23 protein-coding genes and 1 pseudogene are annotated in these 20677 nt (G+C 72.7%); 13 read left to right on the forward strand and 11 right to left on the reverse strand.

The features are described 5' to 3' along the window. From AC6H2I_RS19575 to AC6H2I_RS19610, 8 genes and pseudogenes are all read right to left on the reverse strand, one after another. Positions 1-968, reverse strand: a pseudogene (locus AC6H2I_RS19575) (hypothetical protein); the annotation flags it as partial. 2 nt (positions 969-970) lie between these two features. Continuing rightward, positions 971-1705 carry a flagellar motor protein MotB gene (locus AC6H2I_RS19580; RefSeq protein ID WP_497502374.1) on the reverse strand — a complete coding sequence of 245 codons (735 nt, stop codon included), beginning with the start codon at positions 1703-1705 and terminating at the stop codon, positions 971-973. Continuing rightward, positions 1702-2343, reverse strand: a complete 642-nt coding sequence (locus AC6H2I_RS19585; protein ID WP_497502375.1) for a hypothetical protein — start codon at positions 2341-2343, stop codon at positions 1702-1704. The genes AC6H2I_RS19580 and AC6H2I_RS19585 overlap by 4 nt, the downstream gene beginning before the upstream one ends. A gap of 5 nt (positions 2344-2348) precedes the next feature. Further along, positions 2349-3023, reverse strand: coding sequence for a protein phosphatase CheZ (locus AC6H2I_RS19590; protein ID WP_497502376.1), 675 nt, complete (start codon positions 3021-3023; stop codon positions 2349-2351). 216 nt (positions 3024-3239) lie between these two features. Next, positions 3240-4130 (reverse strand): MotE family protein, encoded by an 891-nt coding sequence (locus AC6H2I_RS19595; RefSeq protein WP_497502377.1) that lies wholly within the window; start codon positions 4128-4130, stop codon positions 3240-3242. Positions 4131-4138: 8 nt separating this feature from the next. Next, entirely contained in the window at positions 4139-4801 is a 663-nt protein-coding gene (locus AC6H2I_RS19600) for a DUF6468 domain-containing protein (protein WP_497502378.1), read from the reverse strand. Further along, on the reverse strand, positions 4798-5871 hold the full coding sequence (fliM, locus tag AC6H2I_RS19605; protein ID WP_497502379.1) for a flagellar motor switch protein FliM: 1074 nt from the start codon (positions 5869-5871) through the stop codon (positions 4798-4800). The genes AC6H2I_RS19600 and fliM overlap by 4 nt, the downstream gene beginning before the upstream one ends. A 19-nt stretch (positions 5872-5890) precedes the next feature. Continuing rightward, positions 5891-6430, reverse strand: coding sequence for a flagellar basal body-associated FliL family protein (locus tag AC6H2I_RS19610; protein WP_497502380.1), 540 nt, complete (start codon positions 6428-6430; stop codon positions 5891-5893). Positions 6431-6897: 467 nt separating this feature from the next. Here AC6H2I_RS19610 and flgF point away from each other — a divergent pair, with 467 nt between their 5' ends. The 4 genes from flgF to flgH are packed head-to-tail and all read left to right on the forward strand — an operon-like array spanning position 6898 to position 10014. After that, positions 6898-7620, forward strand: a complete 723-nt coding sequence (flgF, locus tag AC6H2I_RS19615) for a flagellar basal-body rod protein FlgF (protein ID WP_497502381.1) — start codon at positions 6898-6900, stop codon at positions 7618-7620. 28 nt (positions 7621-7648) lie between these two features. Beyond that, positions 7649-8434 (forward strand): flagellar basal-body rod protein FlgG, encoded by a 786-nt coding sequence (gene flgG / locus AC6H2I_RS19620; RefSeq protein WP_497502382.1) that lies wholly within the window; start codon positions 7649-7651, stop codon positions 8432-8434. Positions 8435-8462: 28 nt separating this feature from the next. Then, positions 8463-9224, forward strand: a complete 762-nt coding sequence (gene flgA / locus AC6H2I_RS19625) for a flagellar basal body P-ring formation chaperone FlgA (RefSeq protein WP_497502384.1) — start codon at positions 8463-8465, stop codon at positions 9222-9224. A 13-nt stretch (positions 9225-9237) separates the two neighbouring features. Beyond that, on the forward strand, positions 9238-10014 hold the full coding sequence (flgH, locus tag AC6H2I_RS19630; RefSeq protein ID WP_497502385.1) for a flagellar basal body L-ring protein FlgH: 777 nt from the start codon (positions 9238-9240) through the stop codon (positions 10012-10014). 365 nt (positions 10015-10379) lie between these two features. Here flgH and dksA read toward each other — a convergent pair whose 3' ends face one another. Together dksA and AC6H2I_RS19640 are read right to left on the reverse strand one after the other, a co-directional pair. Next, a complete protein-coding gene (gene dksA, locus AC6H2I_RS19635) occupies positions 10380-10799 on the reverse strand; it encodes an RNA polymerase-binding protein DksA (RefSeq protein ID WP_497502386.1) in 420 nt (139 codons plus the stop codon). Between the two features lie 162 nt (positions 10800-10961). After that, complete coding sequence (locus AC6H2I_RS19640) at positions 10962-11384, reverse strand: flagellar assembly protein FliX (protein ID WP_497502387.1); 423 nt, start codon at positions 11382-11384, stop codon at positions 10962-10964. A gap of 257 nt (positions 11385-11641) precedes the next feature. On the opposite strand from AC6H2I_RS19640, the gene AC6H2I_RS19645 reads away from it, so the two are divergent. From AC6H2I_RS19645 to AC6H2I_RS19680, 8 genes are all read left to right on the forward strand, one after another. Beyond that, entirely contained in the window at positions 11642-12784 is a 1143-nt protein-coding gene (locus AC6H2I_RS19645; RefSeq protein WP_497502388.1) for a flagellar basal body P-ring protein FlgI, read from the forward strand. Next, positions 12784-13167 (forward strand): rod-binding protein, encoded by a 384-nt coding sequence (locus tag AC6H2I_RS19650; RefSeq protein WP_497502389.1) that lies wholly within the window; start codon positions 12784-12786, stop codon positions 13165-13167. The genes AC6H2I_RS19645 and AC6H2I_RS19650 overlap by 1 nt, the downstream gene beginning before the upstream one ends. Then, a complete protein-coding gene (locus AC6H2I_RS19655) occupies positions 13154-13702 on the forward strand; it encodes a flagellar basal-body protein (RefSeq protein ID WP_497502390.1) in 549 nt (182 codons plus the stop codon). Before AC6H2I_RS19650 ends, AC6H2I_RS19655 begins: the two co-directional genes overlap by 14 nt. Before the next feature lie 326 nt (positions 13703-14028). Further along, a complete protein-coding gene (locus tag AC6H2I_RS19660) occupies positions 14029-15876 on the forward strand; it encodes a flagellar hook-length control protein FliK (protein WP_497502391.1) in 1848 nt (615 codons plus the stop codon). 63 nt (positions 15877-15939) lie between these two features. Continuing rightward, positions 15940-16680: a flagellar hook assembly protein FlgD gene (locus AC6H2I_RS19665; RefSeq protein ID WP_497502392.1), complete on the forward strand. Its 741-nt coding sequence runs from the start codon at positions 15940-15942 to the stop codon at positions 16678-16680. A gap of 204 nt (positions 16681-16884) precedes the next feature. Further along, positions 16885-17244, forward strand: a complete 360-nt coding sequence (gene sciP / locus AC6H2I_RS19670; RefSeq protein WP_497502393.1) for a CtrA inhibitor SciP — start codon at positions 16885-16887, stop codon at positions 17242-17244. Positions 17245-17419: 175 nt separating this feature from the next. Next, entirely contained in the window at positions 17420-17593 is a 174-nt protein-coding gene (locus AC6H2I_RS19675) for a hypothetical protein (RefSeq protein ID WP_497502394.1), read from the forward strand. A 167-nt stretch (positions 17594-17760) separates the two neighbouring features. Then, positions 17761-19200: a M10 family metallopeptidase C-terminal domain-containing protein gene (locus tag AC6H2I_RS19680; protein ID WP_497502395.1), complete on the forward strand. Its 1440-nt coding sequence runs from the start codon at positions 17761-17763 to the stop codon at positions 19198-19200. A 67-nt stretch (positions 19201-19267) separates the two neighbouring features. On the opposite strand, the gene AC6H2I_RS19685 is transcribed toward AC6H2I_RS19680, so the two are convergent. After that, entirely contained in the window at positions 19268-19957 is a 690-nt protein-coding gene (locus tag AC6H2I_RS19685) for an alpha/beta fold hydrolase (protein WP_497502396.1), read from the reverse strand. A gap of 225 nt (positions 19958-20182) precedes the next feature. Between AC6H2I_RS19685 and AC6H2I_RS19690 the strand changes: the two genes are divergently transcribed. Continuing rightward, positions 20183-20596, forward strand: a complete 414-nt coding sequence (locus AC6H2I_RS19690) for a DUF3830 family protein (RefSeq protein WP_497502397.1) — start codon at positions 20183-20185, stop codon at positions 20594-20596. Positions 20597-20677 lie beyond the last annotated feature (81 nt).

A 20677-nucleotide genomic window follows, 5' to 3' on the forward strand; every position in this document is an offset into this window, starting at 1 on the left:
GCAACGGCAGCCGCGGGGGGCGTCCTGGCGGGCGCCTGGGCCTCTTCGGTCGCCGGCGCCGCCTCGGCGGGCGCGGCGGGCGGCGTGCGGGTGCCGGGGTTGTAGACGTCGACGACCACGGCGTTGCCATTGCGGAAACCGCGGACGTCGCCGTCGATCGGCGCGGAGAAGGTCACGCCGAGCCCGCCGTCGCCGGCCGTGAAGCCCTCCGCGTTGGCGACGTTGCGCAACCCCGGCCGCACCACCTGGGCGAGGTCGGCGGACGCCGGCCGGTCGAACAGCACGGTCACCGCCCGCCCGTCGCGCCGCACCGTGTAGTCCACGGCGGCCGGCCAGTCGAACACCATGCGGCTGTAGCCGGGATGGTCCGCGGCACGGACCTTGATCGTCCCGGCGGAGGGCCGCGCGGCGGCGGCCGGGCGCGTCTCCCCGGTGGCCGCCGCGGCCGGCGCCTCCGCCCCCGACGACGGGGCCGCAACGGCCGGCCCCGCCTCGGCGGCCGCTGCGGCGGTGGTCGTTGCGGCGGCGGCCGAGGTGGCGGCCGCTGCGGCGGTGGTCGTTGGAGCGGTGGCCGCTTCTTCGGCGGCAGCGGGCCGCAGGTCGATGGCGACGTGGTGGCCGTCGCGGAAGGAGGACAGGCTGACCGGCCGCGCCAGGGTGAACTCCACGCTGCGCCCGCCGCTGCCGAGGCGGGCCGCGGTGACGTAGGACGGCAGGCGGCGGAGCGCCTCGGCCAGCGAGGTTTCGATCGGCTGGCCGAAGGTGACGATCAAGGTGCCGTCGGCGACGCGGGTGTCGTAGTCGACGTGTTGCGGCCAGTCGAACACCATCCGCCCATAGGCGGGATGGGTGGCGGCGCGCAGCGACACCGACACCGCCGCGGCATCGGCCAGGGGCATCACGGCGAACAGCGCGGTGGCGGCCAGCAGGCCGCCGGCGCGGCGTTTCCAGCGTGCGGTGACGGCCATGGTCACCCCTCCCATTGGTCGCGGACCACGACATCGACGCGCGGGCCGGCCGCCGCCGGATCGCCGGTCGCGCCGCCCTCGCCGGCGCGCAACGTCGCCCGGGCCACCAGGTCCCGGCGATAGCCGGTTTCGCGCAGGGCCATGGCCACCGCCGCCGCGCGGCCGAGCGCACGGTCCCAGGCGTGGCCCGCCGGCACGTCCTCGCGTTCGGCCCGTCCGACGACCTCGACTCGGTTGCCGATCCGGCCGACCACCTGCCCCAGCAGGAACAGCGCGCGGCGCCCGGCGTCACGGAAGGCGGTGCCCTCCGCCTCGAACAGGAGATCGCCGGGGATGGCGATGACCAGACGATCGTCCTCGCGGTGCACCGCGATGCCGGAGAGGTCCGGGGCGCCGGCAACCTGGGTGCGCAGGATGACCCCGAGATAGTCGAGGTTGACCGCCTCGTGCCCCTCCAGGGACGCCGCGTTGAAGGCGGCGGTGGGGGTCGGGGCCCGGTCGCTCGGCGCGGGGGCGGTGGAGCGCGCCGACACCGCCAGCGACGAGGCCAGGGCCGCCCAGCGCTCCACCTCCGGCTCGCGCATGGCGTAGGTCATGACGAAAAACGTCAGCATCAGGCAGACGAGGTCGGTGAAGGTGAGCAGCCACGTCCCCCCCCATCCCGCGGCGGTGGTGGCGGTTGTGGTTGTGGCGCGCCCGCGGGACGCCATGGCGGCGCTGCGCGGCAGGCGGGTCACGGCGCGGCCTCCTCGTCGGCGCGCACGGAGAAGACGAAGCGGGCGGTGCCCGCCCGGCCGCGCTCGATGCCGACGCTGAGGGAATCGGCCGGGGCGCCGCGCCCCACCAGGTCGCGCGCCAGGGCGCCGGCGCGCTCCACCGGCCCCGGCGGCTGGCCCGGCGCGTCGGGCGCGAGGGCGACCAGGAACTCCACCTCGATCCGTTCCCCGGGCAGGGGCTGGCGCACCGCCTCGGCAACGCGGTCCAGCAGCCCGGTGCGGTCGAGCCGCAGCCGCGCCGTGCCCGGCACGAACAACCCGTCGGCGGGCAGCCGCACCTCCAGCCGTCGCCCGGGGGCGACGATCTCCACCTTGTCGACCGCGACCACCGAGGCGAACAGGTCGCCCAGGGTGTCGAGACGCTGCACCGCCAGCACGGTGCCGGAACGCGACGCCACGGGGTCGCGGCCGAACAGGAGGCGGGGGTCGATGGTGAAGCTCTGCTCGACCGACTTCAGCACCGCGCGGGCCCGACGCACGCTGTCGACCGAGATGGCGTTGAGAACGATGAAGAAGGCCAGCAGCAGCAGGAACAGGGACAGGTAGAGCAACATCCCGGCGTTGCTGGCGAACGGGGCCGTCTTGCCGGGGGTGGTCATGGCGCTCAGTCGAAGCTCGCCAGCAGGCGGTCGATCTCGTCCTGGTCGATCGCGTTGCCGGGCAGCTGGGGGCCGTGCAGCAGGCCGCCGTCGCGGTCGTCCGCGGTGGCGGCGGCGGGGGTGGCGGCCTCCGGGGTGACGGCGTGCCGCGCCTCCTCGCCGAACGCCACGAGCAGGGCGTCGACGTGGGCCTCGATGTGCTTGAGCGTCCGCACCACCTTGGTGATGCGCTGGCCGGTGATGTCCTGGAAGTTGCAGGCCTCGTAGATCGCCGTGACCGCGTCGTTGAGCTTCGCCGCCTGCGCCGGGTCGATGGCGCCAGCGACCGCGCCGATGGTGTCGCAGGCGTCGAAGATCGCGAAGGTGGCCTTCTCGGTGGCGCCGACGACGGCGTCCAGCTCGTCGGTGGCGGTGGGGATGTGCTGGTCGCGGATGTCGTTGGGCCGCAGCGTCGCCAACTCCGCCTTGGCGTCGTGGATGTAGCGGGCCAGCCCCTCCAGCTCCTTGTAGAGGCGGAGGTCGTCGGCCGACATGTCGCCACCCAGGCTGGACAGCACGCTGTGGACGATGTCCGCCACCTCGTCCCGGCTCAGCGGTTGCATGGCTTCCGTCCGCGCGGCGTCGAGCCGCTGGCGCAGCATCTTCTGATCGGAGAACGACGAGGCGTGGGGTGTCTGCATGGCGCGGGTCCGGCGGTCCAGAGAAGCGGTGGCGGCGCGTCGGTCGCGCCGTTCCGCGGCGCCCCGACCTGCCGGGGACGGCCGAACGACTCGCGGCCTGCGCCCGAGGGTCACCCTAGGGACTTTCGGTTAATCGCCCCTTAACGTCCTGGAATCCGGCGAGTCGCCGCGGCGGGAGAGACCAATCGGCAACACTGCTGCCCCAGGGCCGCGGTGCTACTGCGGCAGCGCCGGCAGGACCCGCCGCTCCACCAGGGCCGCGGTGACCTCCTTCGCCTTGAGCGGGTCCATCGCGGCGAGAATGGGCGCGGTCTTGCTTTCCTTCATGCGCTGGACGACGTCGAGGAGGACCGGCATGTCCAGCTCCTCGAAGATGCGGGCGGCGTCCTTGGGCTTCATCGTCTCGTAGATCTTGACGAGGCTGTCGAGCTGCGCGCTCTGGCGGTCGTCGCCGACCTTGAGCAGTCCCTGGATGTCGGTGCGCACCTTCTCCAGCTCCTGGAGCTTCTGGTCGATGCGGGTCTCGGCGGCGGTCAGCAGCGCCTCGCGCTGCTCCAGGTCCTTGGTCCGCCGCTCGATCTCGGCCCGTCGTTCGGCCAAGGCCTGAAGCACCTCCTGGGCGTTGACCGGCCCCAGCGGTTCGTCGGTGGCCCCGGCGGCGGGGGCCGGCGACGCGGGCGCGGCCGGCTCCGGCGACGCCGGGCTGGTGGCGGCCATCAGGACGCCCTTCGGCGCCCCGGCGGGCGGGGTCGGCGCCTCCGCCAGGGTGACCGGGAACTCGGGCAGGCGGGCGTCGCGGCTGGCGATGCGCCAGAGATCGCCGACCCGCACCCCCAGCATGAGCACGGCGGCGAAGATGGTCAGCGGCAGCAGCCGGGGACGGAAGCCGCGGATGCGCGCGCCCAGGCGGTGGTGCAGCGGAGGGCGCTTCACCGCCGGCCTGCGACGCCCCGCCTTGCCCTTGGCCTTGGCCTTTGCGGTGCCCGTGCCCTTGGCCGGCAGCCCCTTGCCGGGGCCGGCCGCGACGGCGGGCGGGCGGGCGGCGCCGCGCCCGGCGGAGGGCGATGCGGACGGCGAACCGGGGGGCGGGGTGGCGACGACGGGCATGGCGGTTCTCAGCGACGATTCTCAAGGGCGCGCAGCAGTTCGCGCTCGGCGCGCGACAGGTTCTCCTCGCCCTCGCGGGGCGCGTCGTCGGCCGCGGGCTCTCCGCCACGGCGCGACGGCGCCGGTTCCCCGCCACGGCGCGGCGGGGCCGGCGCCGGCTCGTCACCGATGATCTCGGCGTCGTGGGGCCGGAAGATCGCCGCCGCCGCGGCCGCCGCGGCCGGGCGCACGACGACACCGCCGCCCGACCCCCGCCCGATCGGCGCCGGCGGCGCCCCGGTGGCCGGCGGCGCGGCGAAGGCGGATGCGGGGAACGATGCGCCCGGGCCCGGCGGTCGCGCGGGACGCTCGCCGTGGCCGATGCCGCCCATGCGGTTGGCCAGGGCGTCGCCCGCCTCGATCATGAACTGGAGCTCGTCGCGCAGGGCGGCGGCCTTCTCGACGGTGCGCTGGAGCCCCTCGCCGGTGTCGGCGGCGGTGCGCTTCATGCCACGCACGCCCAGCTCGGCCTTCTCCATGGCGTCGTTGAGTCCGGCGATGAGGCCGGCCATCTCCGATCGGCTGTCGCGCAGGCGCACGATCTGCTTGTTGAGGATGATGGCGTAGGCGATGGTCGCCACCAGCAGGCCGACCAGGACGAGGTCGAGCACCAGGGACACGGTGGGGCTCATAGGCGCATGACCTCCTGCTTGGGCAGTTCCTTCTCGATCCGCACGGCGATGTGGCCGCCCTTGCGTCCCATCCGCCCCTGGAACATCGAGACGTCACCGCAGCGCAGCTCGATCGCCCCGTCCGGGGTCGCGTTAAGCAGGATACGCGTGCCGACGCGCCAATTCAGCACATCGTGCAGGGTCATCGTCACTTCGTCGAGCACCGCCGCGATGTCGACGTCGGTGACCAGCAGCTCCGACGCCAGGTGGGTTTCCCAGATGCTGTCGCGGCCGAACTTCTCGCCCATGAACATCTGCAGCAGCAGCTCGCGCACCGGCTCCAGCGTGGCGTAGGGGATCATCAGCTCCAGCCGGCCGCCGCGATCCTCCATGTCGATGCGCAGCTTGACCAGCACCGCGGCGTTGGCGGGCCGCGCGATGGTGGCGAAGCGCGGGTTGGTCTCCAGCCGGTCGAAGCGGAAGGTCACCGGCGACAGCGGGTCGAAGGCGGCGGAGAGGTCCGACAGCACCACGTGGACCATGCGCTCCACCAGATTGCGCTCGATGGTGGTGTAGGGGCGGCCCTCGATGCGCATGGCCGCGGTGCCGCGCCGGCCGCCCAGCAGCACGTCGACGATCGAGTAGATCAGCGCCGAATCGACGACCATCAGGCCGTAGTTGTCCCACTCCTCCGCCTTGAACACCGACAGCATGGCCGGCAGCGGGATGGAGTTGAGGTAATCGCCGAAGCGCACCGAGGAGATTTGGTCGAGGCTGACCTCGACGTTGTCGGAGGTGAAGTTGCGAAGGCTGGTCGACATCATGCGGACCAGGCGGTCGAAGACCACCTCGAGCATGGGCAGGCGCTCGTAGTTGACGAGCGCCGAGTTGACCAGGGCCATGATGCCCGAGTTGTCGCCGTCGCCGCCGGCGCCCTGGTCGAAGCCGAGCAGGCTGTCGATCTCGTCCTGGTTGAGAACCCGCGTCGAGCCGCCCGGCGCCGGGTCGCCCATGTCGCCGCTGTCCTCGGCCAGCGCGGCCCATTCCGCGGCCAGCCGCTCCTCTTCGCTCAGCTCCTCCGGATTGCTCATGCGCGCTCTCCGCCCCCCGTCACTGGACCAGCATTTCGCGGAACAGGACGTCCTTCACCTTGACCGGGTGGGCCGACGCGCTGATGCGCATCAGCAACTCCTGGCGCAGCCGGTACATGCCGGCCGACCCCTTCAGGTCCTCCAGCCGCAGTTCGCGCAGGTAGACCTGGAAGTTGTCGACGATGCGCGGCAGCACGTGCTCGATGGCGGGAATATCCTCCGGCTTCGCCACCTGGATCGAGATCTTGATCTTCAGGAACGCCGGCCGCCGCCCGGTGCTGTTGAGGTTCACCAGCATGTCCGGGAGGTCGTAGAAGATCGGCGCCGCCAGGGGATCGGCGTGGCCCTCCTCCGGCGGGTGGTCGCCGGCGCCCTCCTCCGCGTGCTCGGCCTCGCCGCCGCCCAGCAGCATGTCGAGGACACCGGAAAAGTAGATCCCCGCACCGGCGCCGATCAGCAGCACCAGGGGCAGGATCACGAACAAGACAAGCTTCTTGCCGCTGAACTTCTTGCGCGGCAGGCCTTCGGAAAGGCCGCCGTCATCCACATCCGCGCTCATGAGAATCCGTTGTGCGCCACAGAGACAAACAGGCCGAACCGGCACGTCCCAAACTACTTTGGGATAGTTAACAACTCCTTTCGGTTGCCGTTTGCCACCGCAACCCGCCTGGCGGACCGGCCGGCGGACGTGCCGTGGCGGAGGGTCAGCGGCACGGATCTTGATGGACGGCGGCCACCCGGACTCCGTCCGGGCACCGCGCCGCCGTGCGCGCCCCACCCCGCGCGCCGGAGCGCCGCGGCGACCGGGACGCTTGTGCCGGGTTCGCGCGGCAGGGGACGCCGGCCCCGGGGCAGGAATTGCCGGGCACCGGGTGCCGGGTCCGCGCCGGTGCCCGTCCCGGCCCGGCGACGGGCCGGCGGAACGGCGCCAAAGCCGCATGACGCCTCACTTGGCACGCCGGCTGCAAAGCTGTCGGCGCCGGTCGCGGAGGGCCGCACCGGCAACCAAGTCGCAAGAGGCCGCCGATGGAAAACTCGATCTACGTCGCCCTGTCGCGCCAGACCGCGCTGCGCCGCCAGATGGACGTGGTGGCGAACAACGTCGCCAACATGAACACCAACGGCTTCAAGCAGCAGCGCGTGCTGTTCACCGAGTTCCTCGAGCGGCCGGCCATGCACGAGCAGGTCAGCTTCGTCCAGGACCGCGCCGTGGTGCGCGACCTGCGGCCGGGTGCGCTGATCTCCACCGGCAACGACCTCGACCTGGCCCTGACCGGCCCCGGCTACTTCACCGTCGACACCGCGGCGGGCCAGCGCTACACCCGCGCCGGCGGGTTCGGGCTGAACGACACCCGCCAGATCGTCGACGGCGGCGGCCTGCCGGTCCTCGACGACGCCGGCCAGCCGCTGACCCTCCCCGCCGGCACCACCACCGTCAAGGTCGCCGGCGACGGCACGGTGTCCACCGAGCTGGGCCCCATCGGCCGCCTCAACATCGTGACCTTCCCCGACGAGCAGCTGATGACCGAGGTCGGCGGCGGGCTCTACGTCAGCGACCAGGAGCCGGTGCCCGCGCCGCCGGAGACCCGGGTGGCCCAGGGCATGATCGAAGGCTCCAACGTCAACGCGGTGATGGAGATGACCTCGATGATCGAGGTGTCGCGCCAGTACCAGCAGGCCCAATCGATGATCACCACCGAGCACGAGCGCATGCGGACCGCCATCCAGCGCCTCGGCCGCGCCGTCTGATCCACGAAGAGCAAGGGAACGACCAGCCATGCGCAGCCTCGCCATCGGTGCCACGGGAATGCTGGCCCAGCAGATCAACGTGGAGACCATCTCCAACAACATCGCCAACGCGACGACCACCGGCTTCAAGAAGCAGCGGGCCGAGTTCCAGGACCTGCTCTACCAGAACTTCCGTCGCATCGGCTCGACCTCGTCGGATGCCGGCACCATCGTGCCGACCGGGGTGCAGATCGGCGCCGGCGTGCGGGTCGCCGCCATCGGCCGGCTGATGGAGCAGGGCAACCTCAACGTCACCGACAACAAGCTCGACGTGGCGGTGAACGGCTCCGGCTATTTCCAGGTGCTGCTGCCCAGCGGCGACACCGCCTACACCCGAGCCGGCAACTTCAAGCTCTCGCCCGACGGGATTATCGTCACCGCCGACGGCTACCAGGTGCAGCCGGCGATCACCATCCCGGCCGAGGCCGTGGACGTGGCGATCAACCCGTCGGGCGAGGTTCTGGTGAAGCTGGACGGCCAGGTCGACAGCCAGAACGTCGGCCAGATCCAGCTCGCCACCTTCGCCAACTCCGCCGGTCTCGAGGCGGTCGGCGACAACCTGTTCATGCAGACCCCGGCGTCCGGCGAGGCGGTCGCCGGGGTGCCCGGCGCCCCCGGTTTCGGCCGGGTGGTCCAGGGCGCGCTGGAGACCTCCAACGTCAACATCGTGCAGGAGATCACCACCCTGATCTCGGCCCAGCGCGCCTACGAGATGAACTCCAAGATCATCAAGACCACCGACGAGATGATGCAGCAGGCCAGCCAGCTTCGCTGACGCCGGCACGAGCTAGGGAGCCCCCGCCATGATCCGCACCGCCGCCGCCCTCCTCCTCGGCACCGCCCTCGCCCTCGCGCCGCTGGCCGCCGCCGCCGCGCAGCCGGCGGACGCCCTCCAGCCGGCCGCCGCGGTCTACGGCACGACGCACGCCGAGGCCGCGCTGACCGACGCGCTGGCCGGCCAGATCCCGGTCGGCCGCATCCAGCTGCAGCTGGACGCCCGCGCGGTGGAACTGCGCGCCCCGGCGGGGACCGCCCCGGCCGGCGGGCTGGTGGTGGAGAACCTCTACTACAGCCCGGTCGGCGGCCGCTTCGCGGCGGAGCTGGTGATCCCCGGCTCGCAGCCCCAGGTGCGCCTGCCGGTGGCCGGCCGCGCCTTCGGCGTCGTCGAGGTGCCGGTGCTGGCACGCCGCGTCATGCCGGGCGACACCATCGAAGCCGAGGACGTGGTGTGGACCGAGATCCGCGCCGACTACGCCGGCAGCGACGTCGCCGCCACCGAGGCCGAGGTCGTGGGCATGACGCCCAAGCGCGGCGTCCCCGTCAACCAGCCGGTCCGCCTGCGCGACATCCAGCCGCCGCGCCTGGTCGACAAGGGCTCCATGGTCACCATCACGCTGGTCACCGCCAACCTCTCGCTGACCGCCCAGGGCAAGGCCCTGCAGGACGGCGGCAAGGGCGAGGTGATCCGCGTCGTCAACACCCAGTCGAACCGCATCGTCGAAGCGACGGTCGCCGGTCCCAACGTCGTGGCCGTGGCAAAGCCCGGCTCCGCCCTGTCCTATTGAGGAGAAAGCTCCGATGCCCGCCCCGATCCGCGCCCGCCGCGCCGCCCGCACCCTCGTCCGCGTCGCCCTGCTCGCCACCGTGGCCGCCGGCCTGCCCGCCTGCAACACCATGTCCCGCCTCTCCGACGTCGGCCGGGCGCCGGGCATGACCACCATCCAGGACCCGCAGGCGGTGGCCGGCTACCAGCCCGTGAGCCTGCCGATGCCGACCCCGCTGCCGGCCGAGCGCAACCCGAACTCCCTGTGGCGGACCGGGGCCAAGGCCTTCTTCAAGGACCAGCGGGCCGGCAAGGTCGGCGACATCCTGACCGTGCTCATCGAGATCGACGACCAGGCGCAGATGAACAACCAGACCAACCGGACGCGCAACAACAACGAGGGCCTGGGCCTGCCCAGCTTCTTCGGCTTCGAAAGCCAGCTCGGCGCCATCCTGCCCGACGAGGTCGACCCCGCCAGCCTGGTCGACGCCTCGAGCACCAGCGGCTCCACCGGCCAGGGCGCCATCCGCCGCAACGAGCAGATCGAGCTGAAGGTGGCGGCGCTGGTCACCCAGACCCTGCCCAACGGCAACATGGTCATCCAGGGCCGCCAGGAGGTCCGCGTGAACTTCGAGCGCCGCGACCTGATCATCACCGGCGTGATCCGTCCCGAGGACATCACCGCCCAGAACACCGTCAGCTACGAGAAGATCGCCGAGGCCCGCATCGCCTACGGCGGCAACGGCCAGATCACCGACGTCCAGCAGCCCCGCTACGGCCAGCAGGTGTTCGACATCATCAGCCCGTTCTGATCGCCCTTCCCCGACCTGGGACGTCCTTGCCCGGCAGTGTCTGCCGGGCAACCGGCGTTGGCACGCCCGGCGCCACCGTGCCCCTCCTCCGGCCCCGGCGGGGTGGAGCCAGGTGGGCGGGGTGGGAAGCGGACGGCCCAAAAAGAAAGGGCCCGCCGCGGGACGCGACGGGCCAAGGCTAGGGAAAAACGTTCCGAATTGGACGCACCCAATCGGCACGACGGACACTACCCCGCCGGCGGCGGCTCGGGAAGCGGGGGACGAAAAGCATTCCGCATCCCGGAAAGACCGCCCCCGGGGCAGGCCGCGGCAGCACCGCCCGAGCCCGCCCTCCCCCGGGGGTCCATCCCCCCGGGGCGGCCCCGTCAGTCGTCGCGCTGGGTGCGCTCCATGCGCTCGTGGCGCTCCTGCGCCTCGAGGCTGAGGGTCGCGATGGGCCGGGCGTCGAGGCGGCGCACGCCGATCGGCTCCCCGGTCTCCTCGCAGTAGCCGTAGCTGCGGTCGGCGATCCGCTCCAGCGCGGAGTCGATCTTGGAGATCAGCTTGCGCTCGCGGTCGCGGGTGCGCAGCTCCAGGGCACGGTCGGTCTCCGCCGAGGCGCGGTCGGCGATGTCCGGCTCCTGGATGCCGCCCTCCTGGAGGCTGGCGAGGGTCTCGGTCGACTCCGCCAGCAGTTCCGCCCGCCACCGCAGCAGCTTCTGGCGGAAGTACTCCCGCATCGCGGGGTTCATGAACGGTTCGTCTTCCGACGGCTTGTAGTCCGGTGGCACGAGCGGCGAGGACATCCGAGGGCTTCCAAACTCGATAAGGGTAGTCAAAGCGGCGCGGAGTATATGTATGGCGGGGCTGCGCCGCAACCCTGGCGAACGACGATGCGCTGCGGGGAAAATGCCTCGGAAACGGCGGCGAACATGACCATTGCGTGACCGCGGGCGGGTCTGGCCCGGTCAGGGCTGGAGCTTGGCCAGCTCAACCTGGGCGCGCAGGTCGATCTCGTCGAGGATCTCGGCGAGGTGGGGATCGTCGACGTGGACCTTGCGGGTCTGGACGATGTGCGACAGCTCCATCACCTTGTCCCGCGGCAGGACGCCGGCCAGGATGGCGTGACGGATCTCATCCATCTTGTCGAGCATCTCCTGGGCGCGCATCTTGCCGCGCGAGGCCCGGGCCGTCGCGTCGTCGACCTCCTGCAGGGCCAGCACACCGGTCACGCCGTGCACACCCGCCGTCCCGGAGACGCCCTGGGCGGGCGCGGCCTCGCCGTCGTTGGTCAACTGCTTGGCGAACGTGCCGCCGCCGGTCCCGTCGGACCGGCCGGTGCGCCGCACCGACGCGTTGCCGCGAAGATTGCCGGGGCCTTCGACTTTCATGATCTGCGCAACCGATCTCGCTGAAACGCGGATATAAAATGGTGGATAAACCTTAACATCCGGTCAAGGGTTGCCGCAATCGGGCAATTTTTGCCGGTCCGGCAAGTCGTCGCCGCGGGAGATGGCAAGGGATTGAGGCAAAACGCCGGCGATTTCGGCGGGGACTCACCCTTTTTTGCTGTGGGTCGGCCGCCGCCGGGACTGGCACGGGGTTCGCATGGAAGCGGGCGACCCTTCGTTCGAGCAGGACCGCCATGATGACCGATCCGATCCTCCGCCTGCTGCGCTTCTCCGGCCGCGCCCTGTGCGCGCTGGGTGTCGCCGCGGCGCTGGCGCTTCCGCTGCCGGCCGGCGCGGCGTCGGCCCGCATCAAGGACGTCGTCGACGTCGAGGGCGTGCGCGACAACATGCTGATCGGCTACGGCCTGGTGGTCGGCCTGAACGGGACCGGGGACAGCCTCAACAACTCCCCCTTCACCGAGCAGAGCCTCACCGGCATGCTCGAGCGCATGGGGGTGAACGTGCGCGGCGCCAACCTGCGCACCAAGAACGTGGCCGCCGTGATGGTGACCTCCACCCTGCCGCCCTACGCCGCCCAGGGCACGCGGATCGACGTCACGGTCAGCGCCATGGGCGATTCCAAGAGCCTGCTGGGCGGCACCCTCCTGGTGACCCCGCTGCTGGGCGCCGACGGCGAGGTCTACGCCGTGTCCCAGGGGCCCATCGCGGTCTCCGGGTTTTCCGCCCAGGGCCAGGGCGCCAGCATCACCCGCGGCGTACCGACCTCGGGGCGCATCGCGTCGGGCGCGCTGGTGGAACGGGAGATCGAGTTTTCCCTGGCGGAGCTGCCGGTGCTGCGCCTGTCGCTGCGCAACCCCGACTTCACCACCGCCCAGCGCGTCGCCACCGCGATCAACACCCAGCTCCGCGGCAACCTGGCCCAGGCCACCGACCCTTCCTCGGTGCTGTTGACCGTGCCCAACGCACGGCGCGGCGACGTGGTCGGCCTGATCACCGAGATCGAGCAGCTCCAGGTCATCCCGGACCAGGTCGCCCGCGTCATCGTCGACGAGAAGTCGGGCGTCATCGTCATGGGCGAGAACGTGCGGATCTCCACGGTGGCCATCGCCCAGGGCAACCTGACCATCCGCATCACCGAGACCCCGCAGGTGAGCCAGCCCGGCCCGTTCAGCGAAGGCGAGACGACGGTGGTGCCGCGCACCGACATCCAGGTCGACGACCAGTCCGACCGCCGGCTGGCGGTGATGCCCTCCGGCGTCACCCTGCAGGAGTTGGTACAGAGTTTGAATGCGCTTGGCGTCGGGCCCCGCGACATGATCGCCATCTTGCAGTCGATCAAGGCCGCGGGGGCCCTGCAAGCCGAGATCGAGGTGATCTGATGGACGTCGCCCTGTCCCTTCCCGCCGTCGCCGCGCCCCCCCTCTCGCCCCGTCCGTCGCCGCTGGTGGAGCGTCTGCGCGAGGGTGCCGGCCCCCGCGACCCCGCCGCCGACGAGAGCCGCATCGACCCCGCCAAACGCGAGCAGATCCGCCGCAAGGCGAACGAGTTCGAGGCGATGTTCATCGGCCAGATGCTGTCGCCGCTGTTCGAGAGCGTGGCGGTCGACGACCAGTTCGGCGGCGGCAAGGGCGAGGAGATGTTCCGCGGCCTGCTGGTGCAGGAATATGGCAAACAGATGATGTCGCGCGGCGGCTTCGGCCTCGCCGACCAGGTGTACCGCGAACTGCTGCGCGCACAGGAGGTGTCCCATGGACAAGGTTGACGTCCGCTTCCCCGCCCGCCGGCCGGCGGCCGACGGGGCCACCCCGGCTCCGGCTCTGCCCAGGACGGCGGAGGAACGGGCCACCGCGCTCGCCGGCCTGATGGAGCGGCTGACCACCCATCTCGACCGCGAGACGGCCGCCGTCCAGGGGCGCCTCAGCGCCGCGACGGTGGCGGCGCTGGCCAAGGACAAGCAGCCGATGGTGCTGGTCTACGAGGAGGTGTCGCGCCTGCTGCGGATCGATCCGGAGGGCATGCGCAGCCTGCCGGAGGCGCTGAAGCGCCGGCTCGGCGACGCCACCCGTGCCCTGCAGGCCAGCGCCGCCGCCAACGCCGAGTCCCTGCGGGTGACCAACGCCGCCCAGCAGACGCTGGTCGACACCGTGGTCGGCGCCGTCAACCGCGCCCGCCAGGCCCAGCCGGGCGTCGCCTACGGCCCCGCCGGGCCGGTGCGCGGCCACGGTCCGGCGACCCGCGGCTATGGCCCGGCGTCGCACGGGCCCGGGACGTCGGCGACGCTCAACACCCGGCTCTGACACCCCCGCCGTCGGCCGGTCGCCGCGCCGGTCCCGGTCCCGGTCCCTCACCGGGCCGCCATCGTGCGGCCCGTCCTTTTGCCCGGCCGCCATCGTGCGGCCCGTCCTTTTGCCCGGCCGCCATCGTGCGGCCCGTCCTTTTGCCCGGCCGCCCGCGTGCGGCCCGCCCTTTTTTCCCGGTCCCGGCAAGAACGCCCTCGCCGACCCGGTCGTTTTTGCCGCCCCGCGGCCCGATCCCCGGCATCCGCCCCGCGGCGGAGTTTGGCCCGGGACTTGCTACAGGATCGGTCGAGAGCACAGCGGTCACCCAACCAGGAACACGACCCATGGATATCCGGTCCATTTTCCCGTCCGCCCCGATCGACACCGCCGGCCCGACCGCGCCGACGGCCCAGACGGACGACATGTTTGCCAAGATGATGGACCGGCTGATGGCTCAGGCGGCGGACCGCAAGCGCGACGCCGCCCGCGCCGAATCCGCCCGCGCCGAATCCGCCCGCGAGCCGGTCCGGCCCACGGCAGCCGACCGTCCCCCGGTGCGGGCCGCCGTCGACGACGCCCCGCCGCCCCGCGAGGCGCCGCCGGCCGCCGAGCACAAGGCGCCGGTGCCGGAGCGCAAGGCCGAGGCGGCGCGGCGCGACGAGCCGCCCGCCGCCACACCGGCCAAGGCCGACCCGCCGGCGCGCCCCGCCGCCAAGGACGACGCCAAGCCCCCGCACGCCGACGCGGCGAAGGCGGATGGCGCGGCCGCCGATGGCGCCGCCGCCGACACCGGCTCCGACACCGCCGCCGCAGCCACCGATGACGCCGATACGACCGCCGGGACGGAGGCCGAGGCCAACGGGTCCGACGCGTCGGGCGACGGCGCCGAGGCCGACCCCGAGGGCGAGGGCGAGACCGGAGCCGGCGGCGACGGCACGGAGACCGATCCCCTGGTGGCGCTGCCCGACGGCACGCCGCCCGACGCCACGCTGCCCGACGCCACGCTGGCGAACGGCACGCCGACCGACGCCACGGCGGCCCTGGGCGCCACGGCGGCGGACGGCGCGCCCGCCGGCGCGGACGCCGCGGAGGCCGCCGCGACCGACGACGCCGCCGCCACCACGACCGGCGCGACCGACGCCACCGCCGGCACCACCCCGGCCGCCGACGCGGCCGCCGACGCGGTCGTCCAGGACGACGGCCTCGGGGCCGTCGCCGCCGGCCCCGGAGCCGCGGCCGGCGCCGCGACCCCGGGTGCGTCCGGCACCGACGGCGTCGCCGCGGCGACGCCCGGCGGTGCCATCGACGGGGCCGACGCCGTCGCCGGGCGCACCGTGGCCGCCGCGGGCGATCCGTCGGCCGACACGCTGCCCACCGAGGAGGACGCCGACCTCCCCGACTCGCTCACCGAGCTGGCCACCGAGGCCGCACGCAAGAAGTCCGAGAGCGCCTCGAACGGCGCGGGCAGCGGCACCGGCGACGGCGCCGGTGACGGCCAGGGCCAGGCCCAGCAGCAGGCCACGGGCGGTGCCGAGACGCGCACCTCCGGCGCCACCGCGGCGGCGGCGGCGAAGGACGCGCTGGCGGCCCTGACGCCGGCCGGCGACGCCACGGCCCCGGCCGACGGCGACCCCGCCGGACGCCCGGGCGCCGCCGTCGACCCGGCCCATGGCCCGCTGACGCTCGACGGCCTGCGCGGCCCCGGCGCCGCCGACCCGGCGGGATCGCTGGCCCACCTGCGGGCGACCCGGGGCCATCCCAACGCGCCGCTGGGGGTGCCCGACCAGGTGTCGATGCACATCCAGAAGAACGTCAAGGACGGCAAGGACCAGTTCACCATCAACCTGCGCCCCGACGAGCTCGGGCGGATCGAGATCAAGCTGGAGTTCGCCCAGGACGGCCGGGTCCACGCCGTCGTCGCCGCGGACAAGCCGCAGACCCTGGAGCTGCTGATGCGCGACTCCCGCGGCCTGGAACGGGCCCTGCAGGACGCCGGCCTCAAGGCCGACTCCGGCAGCCTCAGCTTCAACCTGCGCGGCGACGGCAACACCGGCGGTGACGGCGACGACCGCCGCGGCGGCGGCGGCCGCCGTGGCCGCGGCGCCGCCGCGGGCGAGGGGGACGGCGCCGATCTGGCGGCCGCCAGTTACACCCTGACCCTGGCCCCCGGCCGCGTCGATTTCCGCGTCTGACCGCCGCCCCCCGCCCGCCACGCCACCCGCGCCGCCGCCACGCCAGGCCAAAGGACCCGGACCATGAGCATCACCACCGACACCAACCAGTACACCCTGAACCCCTACGGCACGGCCAAGCAGAGCAGCGCCTCGAAGACCGCGGAGAAGGCGGAGACCAAGACCGAGGAGGAGCAGAAGACCGACACCGCGCTCAAGGGGCTCGGTGACAATTTCGAAAGCTTCCTGCGCCTGCTGACCACGCAGATGCAGAACCAGGACCCGCTGAAGCCGATGGACACCAACGAGATGACGAACCAGCTCGTGCAGTTCGCCAACGTTGAGCAGAACATCGCCACCAACAGCCGCCTGGACAAGCTGCTGAAGAGCCAGCAGACCGCGGCGACGGCCAGCAACCTCTCCTACCTCGGCCGCGTCGTGGAGTACGAGGGCGACGTCTTCCCCTACATCTCCGGGATGGAATCGGCCGAGGTGTCCTACGACCTCGACCACGCCGCGGAAACCGTGCGGGTCGACATCCTCGACGCTCAGGGGCGCACCGTCCGCTCCTTCGACGGCACCACCAACGCCGGCGCGAATCCCGTCACCTGGGACTTCAAGGACGACCAGGGCAACGCGGTGCAGCCCGGCAACTACCGGCTCAACGTGGCGCCGCGCGGCAAGACCGAGGACGACACCTTCGACGTGACGACGACCACCTACGGCTACGTCGCCGGCGTCGACTACTCCAAGGACGGGGAACCGATGCTGGCGGTCGCCGAGGACCTGACGATCCCCGTGTCGAGCGTGAAGAAGATCCACTGACGCCGCCGCGGCGATCGGCCGCACCGGCGGCGGCGGCCGTTGCGCGGCGGCGGTGGCCGCCACCGTTTGCGCACCAAGCGTGCGCCGCGCCATACCGGTTGTTTCAAGTCTAAAGCATTAACCCTATCGATTAGGCATTTTTTAAGTGCCTACGGTTACGCTCCCGTCCCAACAGGGCACTAGGAAGTGGTGGAGCGTCCGCGCATGTCATCTCGCGAGCACGAACAGAGCGACGATGGCTCCAGTGGAGCGTTGATCGTCGGTCCCGTTGGCCGTCCCATGAGCGAAGACGACCTGCCGCCACCGGACACCAAGCGTTGGGTGATGCGGCGCAAGGCGGAGGTGGTGGCGGGCGTGCGGTCCGGCCTCATAAGCCTGGAGGAGGCCTGCCGGCGCTACACCCTGTCCGTGGAGGAGTTCCTGTCCTGGCAGCGGCTGATCGACAGCCACGGCATGCGCGGACTGCGCGCCACGCGGCTGCAGGACTACCGCCACAGCGACGCCGACGGCGATCCCGTGGTCGCGCCGCAGCGCCCGCGCGTGATGAACGGCCCCGCCGGATAGGACCGCCCGGCGCCCCACCCCCGCCCGCCGCCGCGAAGCCGCCGCTTCGCGGCGTTTTTGATTCGGCCCCGGCGGGGTGCCCGGCGCCGTGGGCTGACGCATCGCAATGCCCGCCGCGCGCGACCCGCTATGCTGGACCGCGACTCCCGTCCTCGCAACGCCACGGAGACCGGCCATGGAATCGACCACCGACACCCTCAAAGCCCTCGCCCTGCTCGTCGTCGCCCTGGGGGCCATCGTCGGCAGCCTGCTCGTCGACCCCGCCTGGACGGTGTGGCTGGTGGTCCTGCTGACCGCGCTCAACGGCGCCGTCCTGGTGAAACTGACGCTGATCCCCAAGAAGGGCTGAGCGGGGCGGCCCGGGGGCCTTCCGTCGACCCCGCGGGGGTGTGGTAGGGTGCCCCATCGCACCGCCGCCCCCACGGGAGTCGCCATGCCTTCGCCGTCCGCCGCTCCACGCCTCCGGGTCCCGACGGCCCGCGCCCCCGTCCCGCCGGCGGGTCCCGGGAGGGCGCCATGGCGGGGGTGACCGGGGTGCGGCCGTCGGGCCTGCCGAATCACATCGACGCCCTGCTGATGGACCCGGACGGCCGGCTCTACGGCGACACCTGGCAGGCCGAGCCCGGCATCACCGGGCAGCCGGTGGCCCTGACCTACAGCTTCCTCCAGGCCGCGCCGGACTACGCCACGGCGTACGGCATCGCGGACGTGCGCGCCATGTCGGAGGCGCAGATGGCGGCGGCACGGGAGGCGCTGGGACTGTGGGCCGCGGTCGCCAACGTCACCGTCACCGAGGTGGCGACGGGCGGCGACATCGCCTTCGGCACCGCCGGCACCGGCCCCTCGGGCTTCGCCTTCGCGCCGGGCGACTGGAGCGGAGCCGGCGACGTCTACCTCAACCACACCGTCGGCGACAACACCACGCCCATCGCCGGCTACACCGCCTACCGCCGGCTGATCCACGAGACCGGCCACGCCCTCGGCCTCAAGCACCCCGGCCCCTACGACGTCAACGAGGCGCCCTACCTGCCCACCGCCCAGGACAATTTCCAGTACACGATCATGTCCTACAGCGGCCATCCGACGACCGGCTACCAGCCGACCACCCCCCAGCTCTACGACGTCGCGGCGATCCAGTACCTCTACGGCGCCAACACGGCGACCCGCAGCGGCGACGACACCTACGTCTTCAGCGCCACCGAGGAGCAGGTGCTGACGGTGTGGGACGGCGGCGGCCTCGACCGTTTCGATCTGTCCAACCAGTCCGTCGCCCTGTGGGTCGACCTGCGCGACGGCCATTTCAGCAGCGTCGGGGTGGAGCGCGACGGGTCGCCCAGCGAGGCCAACATCGCCATCGCCTTCGGCGCCACCATCGAGAACGCCACCGCCGGGGCCGGCGCCGACACGGTGTTCGGCAACGACGGCGCCAACGCGCTGCGGGGCAACGCCGGGGCCGACCTGCTGTCGGCGCTGGACGGCGCCGACGTGGTCTACGGCAACTGGGGGGCCGACCGGCTCTACGGCAACGGCGGCGCCGACACCCTGTTCGGCGGCCAGGGCGACGACCTCGCGGCCGGCGGCCAGGGCGACGACGTGGTCTACGGCAACCTCGCCGGCGACGTGCTGTGGGGCGGCGACGGGGCCGACACCCTGTTCGGCGGCCAGGGCGACGACGTGCTCGACGGCGGGACGGGCGACGACGCGCTGGCCGGCAACCTCGGCAACGACGCGCTGACCGGCGGCGCCGGGGCCGACCGCTTCCTGGTGGGGGCCGGCACCGGCGACGACACGGTGACCGATTTCGACGCGGCGGCCGGCGACCGCCTGGACCTCCTGCCCGGCCAGGCCTGGACGGTGAGCGCCACCGCCGCCGGGGCGCGGGTGGAGCTGGCCGGCGGCAGCGTCACCCTGCAGGGCGTCGACGCCGCCCAGGTCACCCAGGGCTGGTTCGTTTAAGCAGGCTCACCGGACCCCGCCCATGGCTGGGCGGCGTTCGGAATACCTGCCTTAGGGCGGGCCGCCGTCAGCCGGCGCCGCGCGCCGCCTCGGCGATCACGGCGGCGACCGCGCGGGGCTGCGACAGGTGGGGGCAGTGGCCGGCCGCCACCTCCACCGCGCGGGCGCCGATTCGCGCCGCGGTGTCGCGCAGGAAGGCCGGCGGCAGCATGCGGTCGTCGGCCGCGACCACGCACCACGACGGCTTGGTCCGCCACGCCGCGGCGGTGACCCGGGTGCGGAAGCACTGGGCGTTGCACGGCCCCTGAACCGCGGCGAGGATGGCCAGCTCGCCCGCCGGCAGGTCGTGGGCGAAGGTGCGGGCGAAGTTCTCCGGCGTCAGGTGGAGGTAACCGGCGGTGTCCACCGACACCGCCGACAGGCCGGGCGAGGCCGGATAGCCCTTCAGGGTGTCGTTGGGCGACTGGCCGGCGTCGGGGGCGAAGGCGGCGACGTAGACCAGGGCGGAGACCTTGTCCTGGCCGCCGATCTGGGTGATGACCGCACCGCCCCAGGAGTGCCCGACCAGGACCACCGGGCCGCGCGCCCGGTCGATGGCGCGCTGTGCATGCGCCGCGTCCTCGTCCAGCGCGGTCAGCGGGTTCTGCACGGCGTGGACGTCGAGCCCCTCGGCGCGCAGCAGCGGGATGACCCGGTGCCAGGCGGAGCCGTCGGCGAAGGCGCCGTGGACGAAGATGACGGACGCGGCCTGGGCCATGGCGGGAGCTCCGGACGGTGGTGGGATGTGGGGGGGGGGACGGACGGCGTCCGTCAAAGCACAGGGCGCCGGTCCCGTCCAGCCCTCGGAACGGGATTTTCCTCTGCGCGGAAGGCGCTGCCCGGCGCCACGGGAATGTGTATCGTGCCGGTGCGGCGGGCGCGCCGCGCCGAGGCCGCCGCCGGCGGCCGGCCTCACGCCAGACTTCAGACAGGAGACCCGTTGATGACCGCCTTGACGATCACCGCCGGCCCGTTCGTGTACGACGCCGTCCTGGAAACCGCGAAGGCGCCGGAGACCTGCGCCGCCTTCCTGCGCAACCTGCCCTTCGAGAACAAGGTGGTGCACGTGCGCTGGAGCGGCGAGGGCGTGTGGATCCCGCTGGGCGACATGGACTTCGCGGTGGGCTATGAGAACCACACCAGCTACCCCGCCCCGGGCCAGTTCATCCTCTATCCCGGCGGGATCAGCGAGACCGAGATCCTGCTGGCCTATGGCGGCGTGCACTTCGCGTCGAAGATGGGCCAGCTCGCCGGCAACCACTTCATCACCCTGACCTCGGGCCTGGAGACCCTGCCGGAGCTCGGCCGGCTGGCCCTGTGGGAGGGCGCCCAGTCCATCCGCTTCGAGCTGGCCTGACGGTCGCCGCGGCGCCGGCCCCCCGGGCTGGCGCCGCGCCTTGGATCGGTCCCGGCGCCGGTGCCGTCAGGCCCGGGCGCA

This window comes from Azospirillum sp. NS33, from assembly GCF_059703765.1.

Excerpts from the sequence above, each read along its gene's own strand:
- AC6H2I_RS19585 (WP_497502375.1), bottom strand. The coding sequence starts at position 2,343 with ATGACCACCCCCGGCAAGACGGCCCCGTTCGCCAGCAACGCCGGGATG.
- AC6H2I_RS19590 (WP_497502376.1), bottom strand. The coding sequence starts at position 3,023 with ATGCAGACACCCCACGCCTCGTCGTTCTCCGATCAGAAGATGCTGCGC.
- AC6H2I_RS19595 (WP_497502377.1), bottom strand. The coding sequence starts at position 4,130 with ATGCCCGTCGTCGCCACCCCGCCCCCCGGTTCGCCGTCCGCATCGCCC.
- AC6H2I_RS19600 (WP_497502378.1), bottom strand. The coding sequence starts at position 4,801 with ATGAGCCCCACCGTGTCCCTGGTGCTCGACCTCGTCCTGGTCGGCCTG.
- fliM (WP_497502379.1), bottom strand. The coding sequence starts at position 5,871 with ATGAGCAATCCGGAGGAGCTGAGCGAAGAGGAGCGGCTGGCCGCGGAA.
- AC6H2I_RS19610 (WP_497502380.1), bottom strand. The coding sequence starts at position 6,430 with ATGAGCGCGGATGTGGATGACGGCGGCCTTTCCGAAGGCCTGCCGCGC.
- flgF (WP_497502381.1), top strand. The coding sequence starts at position 6,898 with ATGGAAAACTCGATCTACGTCGCCCTGTCGCGCCAGACCGCGCTGCGC.
- flgG (WP_497502382.1), top strand. The coding sequence starts at position 7,649 with ATGCGCAGCCTCGCCATCGGTGCCACGGGAATGCTGGCCCAGCAGATC.
- flgA (WP_497502384.1), top strand. The coding sequence starts at position 8,463 with ATGATCCGCACCGCCGCCGCCCTCCTCCTCGGCACCGCCCTCGCCCTC.
- flgH (WP_497502385.1), top strand. The coding sequence starts at position 9,238 with ATGCCCGCCCCGATCCGCGCCCGCCGCGCCGCCCGCACCCTCGTCCGC.
- dksA (WP_497502386.1), bottom strand. The coding sequence starts at position 10,799 with ATGTCCTCGCCGCTCGTGCCACCGGACTACAAGCCGTCGGAAGACGAA.
- AC6H2I_RS19640 (WP_497502387.1), bottom strand. The coding sequence starts at position 11,384 with ATGAAAGTCGAAGGCCCCGGCAATCTTCGCGGCAACGCGTCGGTGCGG.
- AC6H2I_RS19645 (WP_497502388.1), top strand. The coding sequence starts at position 11,642 with ATGACCGATCCGATCCTCCGCCTGCTGCGCTTCTCCGGCCGCGCCCTG.
- AC6H2I_RS19650 (WP_497502389.1), top strand. The coding sequence starts at position 12,784 with ATGGACGTCGCCCTGTCCCTTCCCGCCGTCGCCGCGCCCCCCCTCTCG.
- AC6H2I_RS19655 (WP_497502390.1), top strand. The coding sequence starts at position 13,154 with ATGGACAAGGTTGACGTCCGCTTCCCCGCCCGCCGGCCGGCGGCCGAC.
- AC6H2I_RS19660 (WP_497502391.1), top strand. The coding sequence starts at position 14,029 with ATGGATATCCGGTCCATTTTCCCGTCCGCCCCGATCGACACCGCCGGC.
- AC6H2I_RS19665 (WP_497502392.1), top strand. The coding sequence starts at position 15,940 with ATGAGCATCACCACCGACACCAACCAGTACACCCTGAACCCCTACGGC.
- sciP (WP_497502393.1), top strand. The coding sequence starts at position 16,885 with ATGTCATCTCGCGAGCACGAACAGAGCGACGATGGCTCCAGTGGAGCG.
- AC6H2I_RS19675 (WP_497502394.1), top strand. The coding sequence starts at position 17,420 with ATGGAATCGACCACCGACACCCTCAAAGCCCTCGCCCTGCTCGTCGTC.
- AC6H2I_RS19680 (WP_497502395.1), top strand. The coding sequence starts at position 17,761 with ATGGCGGGGGTGACCGGGGTGCGGCCGTCGGGCCTGCCGAATCACATC.
- AC6H2I_RS19685 (WP_497502396.1), bottom strand. The coding sequence starts at position 19,957 with ATGGCCCAGGCCGCGTCCGTCATCTTCGTCCACGGCGCCTTCGCCGAC.
- AC6H2I_RS19690 (WP_497502397.1), top strand. The coding sequence starts at position 20,183 with ATGACCGCCTTGACGATCACCGCCGGCCCGTTCGTGTACGACGCCGTC.